6 protein-coding genes are annotated in these 10,298 nt (G+C 38.7%); 1 reads left to right on the top strand and 5 read right to left on the bottom strand.

Annotation, left to right across the window (positions count from 1 at the left end):
• Positions 1-83 precede the first annotated feature (83 nt).
• Positions 84-638 (top strand): TetR/AcrR family transcriptional regulator, encoded by a 555-nt coding sequence (locus tag R5R67_RS16000; protein ID WP_001133107.1) that lies wholly within the window; start codon positions 84-86, stop codon positions 636-638.
• Between the two features lie 62 nt (positions 639-700).
• Here R5R67_RS16000 and R5R67_RS15995 read toward each other — a convergent pair whose 3' ends face one another.
• The 5 genes from R5R67_RS15995 to R5R67_RS15975 all read right to left on the bottom strand — a co-directional run bounded on the left by R5R67_RS15995 (position 701) and on the right by R5R67_RS15975 (position 10,229).
• Positions 701-2,938, bottom strand: a complete 2,238-nt coding sequence (locus tag R5R67_RS15995; RefSeq protein WP_000527019.1) for a TonB-dependent receptor — start codon at positions 2,936-2,938, stop codon at positions 701-703.
• 151 nt (positions 2,939-3,089) lie between these two features.
• Positions 3,090-3,863, bottom strand: coding sequence for an HpcH/HpaI aldolase family protein (locus R5R67_RS15990; protein ID WP_002062083.1), 774 nt, complete (start codon positions 3,861-3,863; stop codon positions 3,090-3,092).
• Positions 3,856-7,383, bottom strand: a complete 3,528-nt coding sequence (locus R5R67_RS15985; protein WP_001084499.1) for an IucA/IucC family protein — start codon at positions 7,381-7,383, stop codon at positions 3,856-3,858. Before R5R67_RS15985 ends, R5R67_RS15990 begins: the two co-directional genes overlap by 8 nt.
• On the bottom strand, positions 7,380-8,585 hold the full coding sequence (locus R5R67_RS15980; RefSeq protein ID WP_001257905.1) for an MFS transporter: 1,206 nt from the start codon (positions 8,583-8,585) through the stop codon (positions 7,380-7,382). The genes R5R67_RS15985 and R5R67_RS15980 overlap by 4 nt, the downstream gene beginning before the upstream one ends.
• Before the next feature lie 3 nt (positions 8,586-8,588).
• Positions 8,589-10,229 carry an IucA/IucC family protein gene (locus R5R67_RS15975; protein ID WP_085943477.1) on the bottom strand — a complete coding sequence of 547 codons (1,641 nt, stop codon included), beginning with the start codon at positions 10,227-10,229 and terminating at the stop codon, positions 8,589-8,591.
• Between the last annotated feature and the right edge of the window lie 69 nt (positions 10,230-10,298).

The raw sequence follows: 10,298 nt of genomic DNA, 5'->3' as shown, positions 1-10,298 counted from the left end.
TCTGTTTTTAGCGCTCAATTTAAGAGTGACGGCATGTCTATCTCTTTTATATACAACAAAAAATTATTTTAAGCGGTATAACTATGCCAAATTTAGAAGCTTCATTTAGAGCACTTAGAGTGCTTCACACAGCAAGAGATTTATTTAAACAATACGGATTTCACAAGGTTGGTGTCGACCGAATTATTGCTGAGTCCAAAATTACCAAAGCCACCTTTTACAACTATTTCCACTCTAAAGAAAAACTCATTGAAATGTGCTTAACCTTTCAAAAGGACGGGCTAAAAGAAGAAGTATTTTCTATTATTTATTCATACCGTGAACTTATGGTATTTGATAAGCTCAAGAAAATCTTTTTTCTGCATGCCAACCTCGAAGGGCTGTACCGTTTACCTTTACAGGCCATTTTTGAAATTGAAAAGTTTTATCCCACTGCCTACAAGGTGGTAGTTGATTATAGAATCTGGTTGGTGACCCAAATACATCAATTACTTTTAACCATTAAAGTCACAGCTACACTCGAAGACGCCTATATGTTTTTGTTTGTGATTGATGGGGCAATGGTCCAGCTTTTGAGTAAAGATAGAATAGATGAACGAGATAAATTATTAGATTATTTTTTAATAATGATGTCCTAGATTAAAAATAAAAGCCCCGATAATGGGGCTTTTATAATGTTAGTTACTAACTAAAATCTCAATTACCACTTATGGCTATAAGTCACTTTTAATGTCACACCATTTGCAACTAAGTGACTGGTATTATCGCTTGTTCTTAATAATTGGCTATATAGAGGATAGTACTTGCGGTTAAACATATTCTCTAAACCAATCGTCATGGTGTCTTTTTTATTAAGTGCAAAGCTACTGATTAAATCTGCTGTTGTATAAGATTTTACATCGTAGCGACCAAAACTATTCTTGCCGTTTAGGCGGTAATCTTCTGAACCGAAGTAAGTGGCTTGTAAACGGTTTGTCCAAGTTTCTGTTGGGCTATAAGAAATATAGCCTGTGAGTTTTAATGGCGGAATACGGAAGCCTGTCATGTCTTGCTCAGCACCATTTTGCGGTTTTTCACGGCCTTTCATCCATGTAACACTACCACCAGTTCCCCAAACATTGGCATCGTCCAGATAGTCAAAAGTTGCTTCAACACCAGTGACTTTTTCTTTAGTTCTAGCGAGGACTAAACCATTGTTGAATGATTGTACAGCACCAAGGTCAGAAGTAGAGCGGAAGACCGCTAAGCTTGAAGAGAAGTTATTGAAATTTCCTTTCCAGCCCAACTCGTAGTTATCTACTTTTACAGGTTCTAAGAATGACGAACCAAGGTTAAAACCTTCACCAGCATTACGAATAATTAAACCTACATCAGGTAATTGAAAACCTTGGTTAAACGATGCATAAATTGAATGTTGGTCGTTTGGAGAGAAAGTCACATTAGCATTGTACAACCATGCATCAGCTTTCACTTTTCCGCCCTGAACGGTGTAAGGGTTAGTTTTGCCTAATTGTGATAATGGAACAAAGCTATCAATTTGGGCATAGCTGTCTTCATAACGCGTACCAGCTTCTGCCGACCATTGGTCATTAAAGCGATGCTTTAACTGTAAAAAACCACCAATACTTTGTGTGGTGAGTTCAGGTAAATAAATAAGTTTGCCAATTTTTACAAACTCTAAGCCACCAGATTGGTCATAAATTTTTTGATCAAAAATATCTAAAGGCATTTCGCTCTTTTCGCGGCTAAAGTCACCACCCCAAACCAATGAGGTGTCACCTAAAAACTCAAGTGGTGTAGTCACAGTTAAGCGGCTACCGAGTACATTATTTTCTTGATAGATCTGATCGACTTGTCCACCACGATTTGCATTTTTTCGTGCATCAAATGGTGAAAAACGAGTAAAGAAGTCGCGGTAATAAATTTGGGCATCAACCTTATTGCCAAAAAAGTCTTTATGGTTATAAGTTAAATTGTATATCTGGTTTTCGTTTTTATTTTGGTCTTTTAGCTTTAAGCCTTTAATGGCTTTGGCTGGTACAGTTCCGGCAGGGGCATTCTTCACACTTGGGTCAGATGCATAATCTGAATCTTGCTCGGCATTATAGTAGTTTGCAGCAAACTGGACATATTGGTTGTCATCAATATGGTAACCAAGCTTACCGCCGATGCTATAGCCATCAGAATCATATAAATCACCCTGACTTGGTTCTGGAGCAACACGGTCACCACTTGCATCGTACGGACTACCAATACGTTGGTAACCAAAGTCGAGTGCATAGTCAAAAGCGTTAAAGCTGCCTGTGAAATATTGATGAATATCGCCACTTAAAGCATTAGAACGGAAATTTGTTAAAGGTGTTTGTAGCCCAACGACTGTTTTGGCGGTAGGTTCGCCACCAGCCGCTTTCGTGGTAATTGAAATAATACCGCCAGAAGCGCCACCACCATAAATTGCGTTACTACCGCGAATGACTTCAATGTTAGCAATACTTTCAGGGTCGATAGCTGAAAGACCTCTTGATGTGTCACGTGTCAGGTTCATTGGAACACCATCGACCAAGATGAGGGCATTACGGCCCCGTAAAGTTTGACCATAATCGGTAATGGTTCGGCTTGAGTCGGAAAGGCCCGGTACGGCTTTAGCTAAAACAGTTGCAATATTTCCAGATGAACCATTTCTTAAAAGTTCAATTTGTTTTTCATCTAGCTTGGCCACTTGTTTGGCAGATGTAGAAAGTTCATCTGCACGTGAAGCGGTGATTGTAATTGTAGGGAGTGCTTCAGGCTTTTTTTCAGCATCTGTTGTCTCAGAAGGCGAGGCTGCAAAGGCCGAGTTTGAGAGAAAGATGGCTCCTCCAAGTGATAGAAGTGGAATGATATTTTTTGCTTCAGACTTCCTAGTAAAAAGTTTATTACTTTTTATCTTATTTCCCATTTTCTCGCCCTGAGAGTGATTGTAAATTCGTCGAATTATAAATGAGAATGATTGTATTTCACAATATCGTTGTTTAACAAAATGAATAAAATTCAAATTTATGAAATGTTGTGTAGAGAAAGCTGGGCCGTCACTCTACACATTTGAAAATTTATGAAATTTCCTTATAGGAATTCAAATGATTTTGATGAGCACGACGAATGATGCTGCGGTCATCACCAAGTACAAAAAGCTGGACAGACTGTTGTTTCCAAGCTGCAATATCTTCTGGCTTTCGGGGAATAGCGCAGAAATGCTTTTGACTATTTTTAGTCTTCGCATACATCTTTTGAACTTTTTCTTTCACTTTTGGATGACTAGATTGCCACGGCATTCCCATAGATTGTGAAAGGTCGGCAGCACCTTCCAGAATAATATCAATGCCTTCAACTTTTAATATTTCATCTAGTTGTTCAAGTCCTTCTAAACTTTCAATCATGGCAACGACAACTGTTTCGTTCGCTGCTTGTTGAACGAAACTCGCTAAATCGTCCATGCCGTATCGATTTAACCTTGTCGAATTAAGGCCTCTTTGCCCAAGCGGCATATAATGACAATAGTTTACTGCTTCTTGGGCCTGTTTAGCATTTTCAATACGGGGAAAAACAATACCTGTTACCCCTGCATCGAGCAGAGGTAGAACTAAATGGTTGGCGTTTAACGGCACTCTTACAAAGACATCAAGACTCATGGTTCTAGCGGCTAAAATCATGGTCTCGACTTGAGACGTACTAAATAAAGTATGTTCCAAGTCGATAATAATAAAGTCGTAGCCCGCAAGTGCCAGCTGCTCAACATTAACCGGTGAAGCTACGGAACAAAATATTCCGTAGAGCGTCTCGCCATTTGCTATTCGTTTCTTAAAAGAAATCGAATGCTTATTCATATTCAATTTCCTTAATGAGACTTAGCGGGTTTGGTGTGGTTTGTACTCTTAGGCGAATTTCCGGAAGGAAACGGCGGCTTGCGAGCTGTTCAATATCAATGGTGTCATCTGTAAAGTTAAACAATTCATATCGCTCAGCAAACTCTGGATGAGCTTCTTTATGTTGATTGATGATGGTTCTTAACATAGTCCAGAATTTGATTTCATCGAAGTTATAATGTTCATTTAAGAAAATTGCTAACTCTGCCAGATTTACAAACCAAAGCGCATCTTGAGTAAAGTCTCTTAACTCATTTGGAGAGTGGGTTTCCAAGAACGAGTTCGGGTTAATCTTGGCGTGTTCTTTTGGCGCATCTTGTAAGTTTGGTAAAAGCCCCGGCTCGCGTAAAAGATGACGACTAAAACGGATTCCATCGTGGAAATCTTTCAATGCAGCTTTGACTGGTAGGCCATTTTTATGAATCAGTACCATGTTTTGTGCATGTGACTCTAAAGCGAGGCCGTGGCACCATAGAATATGCATGATTGGTAGATAAGCATTGGTGAGTAATTTTTCTAACCAGAACTCAATACCGTACTCTTGAATCCACTCATCGATTAGCGGTTTTTGGTCCGTATCAACTTGCATTAGCCCCGTTACAGGCGTTGCTGATTCGCCTTCTTTTAAGTAGCTGTAAATACTTTCGCGCCAAATGCAAGCCAAAGCACCATATTGAACAGGAAGGGCAATCTGTTGGTTAACTGAAAGACCACCAATTTCTCTTAAAATAACAGGCTTACGCTGTTTTTCTAAAATATGGTCTTGTTCAACAATGTTATAAAGCCAGTCACTCATTTTTGCCGCATTTTGAACGGTATGTGGCGCCAATACACGAGAGGTAGAAGTATTGACCAAGTTCATTGCCAATTTAAGAGAAAGCGCCGAGATATCACTAATATTTGATAATGTGCGAATGGACTGCTGTGGTAAATAAGTCGGACCTTCAATATCTAACGGAATGATCAGTTGGTTGCTGATTGCATCTTGATAATATAATTCAATAATTTTATCCCACTGCCACGGGTGAATTGGGGTGAGGATATAATCTTTAAAATCTACATTTTCCTTTTTCAATTGATCGTTAATGGCTTGTAGATCTTTTTCTGAAAAATGCTGTTTATAAAGCTGCTCTAAGTTAATGGTTTCGCTTAAAACCAGCTTGCATAAACTGTTATGAGTTGCCACCCATTGAACCGTAAAACCTTCAGAAAGCTCAGGTGCATATTTTTGGTTTTCTTTTAAATCAAAGCCGATACGGGATTTAAAGCTTGGATGATATAAATGCGCATTGGTGATGCGTGCTTCTTGTTCTAGGTAAGGCAAGGTTCTTAAAGGTTGGGCAGGTACTTGGCTCAAAGTCTGAGCATGTTTAACATAAGTTAAATTGAGTTCATCATTAAAGTTTTGCCATTTCACAGGATCAGCTTCAATAATATTTTTTAGATCGGTAAGTAATGCTTTTAAGTTAGGGCGAGTTTCAGTGCCTAAAGTAATATCAGAACGGACTAAACTTGAAGGATTTAGCTTAATTCGTTTAAAACTGAAATGTCGTTTAGCCACGCAAGTATAAAAAACGGTATCGGAAATATAAAACTTGATCTGACCTTTAGAAAACTCGTATTTAAAAGTATTTTCAAAAATGAGTGCTTCTAATAATTGGCCCATCACGCGATTTTCCGCGAGGGTTTTATAATTGGTTTGTTGTGTTGGTTGAAGAGGGCAAAGCGCTTCTGCGCCGCGATATTTATAAATAGGGTTTTCAACTTCAATCCAAATTGGATTGCCACCACTGTGGTAAAGCGTATTTAACATATTTGCCTTGATTGGTAATGTGAGTGAATGAATTAATAAATCGCGATATTGCTGTCCTTTGGCGCTAAAATTTTCTTGCGTGAGCGTAAGGCGTGTGGCTTGCCAAAGTTCAGACTCTTCAATCACGGTAACTCGTGCAATTGCACTGATGAGATGAGCAATGTGATTGATCACGAGGTAATATTTTAAAAAGATCCATGCATCTTTCTGAGAGAACCAAACGGTACTATCTTCAGAAATAGATGAGTCGTCTTCTATCATTTCTGGAACAATGCTAATGCCTTCCATGTCTCGAAGAATAAGGCGATGTGGATAGCTGTTTTTAAATTCCATTAAACTGTTTTGCATGTGCGCTTCTACGCTAATGCCTTTATTTGCAAACAACTCAATTAATGGAATGAGTGAAACTTTAACGTACTGTTTCCACCAGAAAGTAATGAAGTCTTTCGCATCTTTCGATTGTAAGTTTTGGTTGGGTGCCGCTTGCTGAATAATGCTTAAAAGCGGGATTTCATGGTTTTCGTTTTCTTCAACCAAGCCGCCCAGCATTCGGGTATTTTCTAATACCTCTGGCGGAAGTCCCGCTCTATAAATAATGCCAAATGAACTTTCAAGCTCTGGAATTTTGACTGTTTTTGCTTCTAACTCCGGCAGAATCACAAAGTCAGGATATTGCTCATTAATTTTGTGATTAATAATAATTTTGCTCGCATCAATCGCGCGTTCCATTTCATCCATTGGGTTATTACGAATGAAACTGGTAATTCGCACATCAATGGAAAGCTTTAAAAATAGGTTCGATTGAGGTAACCACACGGTACGAACGGATGAAGTTGGCCATACGGTTTGACCTAATGCACCCAGATAAATAACGTCTTGGCTATCTAGATGTTTCTTTAAAGACGGATGTTGAAGTAAGAAGTTGGCTTGCCACGGATGGGTTGGCATCAGTTCATAATTAGTGAAGTTCTCTTGCAAATGCTCTTTTGCAGCTTCTAAAACTTCATTTTCAATATGATGAGAAGGTTCGGTTTCGCTAACTAACTTTTGGATTAAAGAAGAATGAATTGCAAAGTAGTGGAGTTGGAAACTTGCACCTAACTCAGGGCTATACTTTTTCATGTCTTCTTTAGAAAAACCTAAATTGGCTTTAGAGGTCACATGAAAAGGGTGCCCATATAGCATGCCTTGTTCAGTAGCCTGAAAACCACTAACTACTTTAGATGCCGTTTGAGATGGCTTATTTTCTAAAAAGAATTTTGTATTCTCGATACTATTTACAATATCGGAGTACAGGTTCTTATTTTGGTTTTTATCTTTAAATAGACTATTTAGCTCATCTGTAATGAGTTTCACTAATTTTCTAGGATTGGTTAGCGAGTCAAAAGTATTTTCGCTTAAGTTTTGTAGAAAAAAACCACGTTGATATCTATGATAACCAGTGGTGGATAGATGCTGAACTGCGCCATAAATAATCGTGTTAGATGCATTAAACGTATAAGCAAAATACAGTGTGTCTGGGCGCTCTGCATACAGTGTGAATAAAGGAGAGTCTTGAGAGGGAATAATGTGCTCTTCAAGATTCACTTTAAGTTCACGAAAGAAAGTATTCAGGTACTGTTCGAAAAGTTTATAAGACCATGCATCGGTTGTAATAATTGAGTTCATTCTTGTGCCTCTTCTAAAATTGTATCCATTAAGAATCTGTTCAAAATCACCACCAATCCCGCACCGATAAAAAATAGTGAGGTGCAGATTAATGCAGCGGTAATATTGAAAAATGAGTAGGTGAGCGTGATGGTGATTGGGCCAATAAGCTGTCCTAAGACAAAGGCACTGTTCGAAATACCAATCACTTTTCCTTGGCTTTGAGCGCCAGCTTTTAAAGAAATTGTGTGTAAGATCGAAGGAATCAGGGCTGCAAAGCAAAAGCCTTGTATGAGTCGTAATACAAGAACCAGCCAGATATTCGAAACCCAAATCAATGCGAAAATCGTGATACCGCAAATTAAAGACGCGTAAATGAAGTTATTAAAAGAATCTCCTTTATCATCATTTCTTTTTCCCCAATAGGTTGCAGCAATAAAGGCTGCTCCCCATGAAAGCGCATGAATTGTTCCCGTTAAACTCGCAGCAGATAATGATGAATGAGTACTCTGGCTTATTTCACTAATGTATAAAACGAAGCAAGACACTAGACCAAAGCCGCCCGCTTGAACCAAAATGCCGGCGCTTAACCATGAAAAAATCGTTCTATCAAAGAAAGCTGGAAACTTAGATTTTTCTTTGGTTTTTGTGACCTTTGTTTTAACGGGATTGGTTAATACAAATGACGCAATCAAAATTAAGGTCATCACAACAAATGCTGTTGCGTTGAGTAATACTTCAACCCGCCATTGATCCATAAATATCCCGCCGAGCACGGGACCACATAAGCAAGCTAGCGCAACACTACTTTGTAGCTGCCCAAAAGCGGCACCTCGTTGTTGTTCATTAGAAAGATATGAAACGTAAGCATTTAAAATCACAGAAAGACCGCAAAACCCGAGTAAAATTCGCGCGAAAATAAATAGGTATAAATACTGGGCGCTCGCCATGAGCAGTATTGAAATACAGAAACCAGCCAGAGAAAGTAACAAGGCTTTTTTATGGCCGAATATGTCGGATAAGTGGCCAACAATTGGTGCTGTAAATAAGCTGCCAATAGCCGGAGCTGCGAGTGCCAAACCTGCCCAGATAGTGGGAGCACTCATATGCGCCGTCAGTTTTTCCATATAAAGTGGCATGATTGGAATCAGCACCATGAGCCCGAAAGTGGAAAAAAACTGACAGAGCAAAATAATGAAATGATCTAGGCGAGATGAGCGCATGATTTAGATATCCATGGTCTCATAGCTGGAAGCAGATAAGCTGTGATAAGGGTTTGGCGTAGTTCCAATTTTACTTGGCATGCCTGTTGAGTCACTTTCTTGCGCAAGTAAAGGCGTAAGTAGCTGTTTGAATGGCCAAGTCGTATTGTCAAAAAGATAGGTTTGAATTTGCGATTTTGTTTGTTCTGAAATAGGTTGGGTTTCTACAAAATCTTCAATAATGTCTTGAACCATCTCCCAAAAATCGCTTTCTGTACGATCCGTATATTTCAAGGTAGCTAAAGCAATCGGGTAGAGGTTAATTTGAATTCCTAGGGTAATGAAGTAATTAAATAAGTCTTCATTTTTAGTAAAGATAAGATTGTTCGGCGTGCTGGTATCGATGGTATAAATCGGAGGAGTAAAACCACTTTCTTCAATGGCTGTGGTACATATTCTTAAGGTATCGTGGTCACGTAAAATAAAGCATTTCAACTTATTATTTTCATAACACACCATGGTGTTTTGCCCGTGGCATTCAGGCATGATGCCTTTCGCCCAAAGCGTTAAGAATGTTTGAATAAAATGACCACTTAAGTCTTTTAGTAATGACCATTTGTCACCTTCAACGCCTAAAGCTTCCCAAGGGTCAACATACGTACAGCTTAAAGCTGACATAGTGATTGGAGTAACGTTTTGGTCTCGGCAAATATCCGGTAAATGTCGGACTTGGCAACCGATTACACCTAAATTTTTTACAATCGGCTCTTGTTTACCGAGTACCCACCAATGTGTTTCATTACTTAAAAAGAGACGATTTTTTAATAAAGCAGTTTCATTAATGACGTCATTTAAAAAATCATAAGCCGTATGACCATTCATTAAATAACGACTTGGCATGGAGCGGATTGCACCTAATGTTTTGGCATTGGTTGAAAGTTTTAAATGCAGAGTCGGGTTTGTGTTGTGAATAAGCGTTCTTAAAGAAGAGGTCGGTAAACCAATGGTGGTGACATGGTTTAGGTCAATACCGTCGTACTTATTTTCTTCAAACTTTAAATAGCGATGTTGCGTCTCTAACAAAGGCAGGGCTAAGTAATCCTCTGAAAGCTCAGCCATTTTGTCAGCAATAAGACTTTCCTCTACTTCTGATAACAGAAGCTCTTTATGAGGAATCGATTCCATATTGTTGATCACGTCACGTTTCTTAAAAGCCCACCAGTACACCTCAATTTCTTTTTGAGTTGTGAGTGGTGCAAGTTCACCTTTTGAGTGAGCAAACGGATGAAATGGACGATCAGCTACCAGCGATAGCAATTCACTAGTAATCAAAGGCGAAGAAAATGAAAGGGCTGATTTTAAAATTTGAGGAATTTTTTCAGCCGTTACTAAGTTATCTAGCCAATAATTAATCGCTTTTTGATGGTGTGGAGATGGCCACCAAGTTGCTTGGGTTAAATAGTTAAAAACTTCAGAAATAGAAATTTTAGAAGTTGTATTGCTCAACAGGTTATGAAGCAAAACTTCGGGTTGGGTGACATAGAAAGGATTTACACCATCTACTTTTAAACAGTTGAAATACAGTTCCAACTCATCATTGAGAGTAATTGCCAGATAAGGCTTTTTATAGGAAATATGATCTCTAAAATCTCCATAATTCTCCATGTAGAGTGCATCTATCGTTTTTTGTAGTTGTGCTGTGTAAATCCGATCTAACATTTTAGTTATTCCTAT

The sequence above is a fragment of the Acinetobacter sp. OYA S30 genome (assembly GCF_033599315.1).
GTDB lineage: Bacteria > Pseudomonadota > Gammaproteobacteria > Pseudomonadales > Moraxellaceae > Acinetobacter > Acinetobacter baumannii.
The sequence above is the reverse complement of the archived record's forward strand: the minus strand, read 5'-3'. Positions and strand labels throughout refer to the sequence as shown.

Excerpts from the sequence above, each read along its gene's own strand:
- R5R67_RS15990 (WP_002062083.1), bottom strand. The coding sequence starts at position 3,863 with ATGAATAAGCATTCGATTTCTTTTAAGAAACGAATAGCAAATGGCGAG.
- R5R67_RS16000 (WP_001133107.1), top strand. The coding sequence starts at position 84 with ATGCCAAATTTAGAAGCTTCATTTAGAGCACTTAGAGTGCTTCACACA.
- R5R67_RS15985 (WP_001084499.1), bottom strand. The coding sequence starts at position 7,383 with ATGAACTCAATTATTACAACCGATGCATGGTCTTATAAACTTTTCGAA.
- R5R67_RS15980 (WP_001257905.1), bottom strand. The coding sequence starts at position 8,585 with ATGCGCTCATCTCGCCTAGATCATTTCATTATTTTGCTCTGTCAGTTT.
- R5R67_RS15975 (WP_085943477.1), bottom strand. The coding sequence starts at position 10,229 with ATGGAGAATTATGGAGATTTTAGAGATCATATTTCCTATAAAAAGCCT.
- R5R67_RS15995 (WP_000527019.1), bottom strand. The coding sequence starts at position 2,938 with ATGGGAAATAAGATAAAAAGTAATAAACTTTTTACTAGGAAGTCTGAA.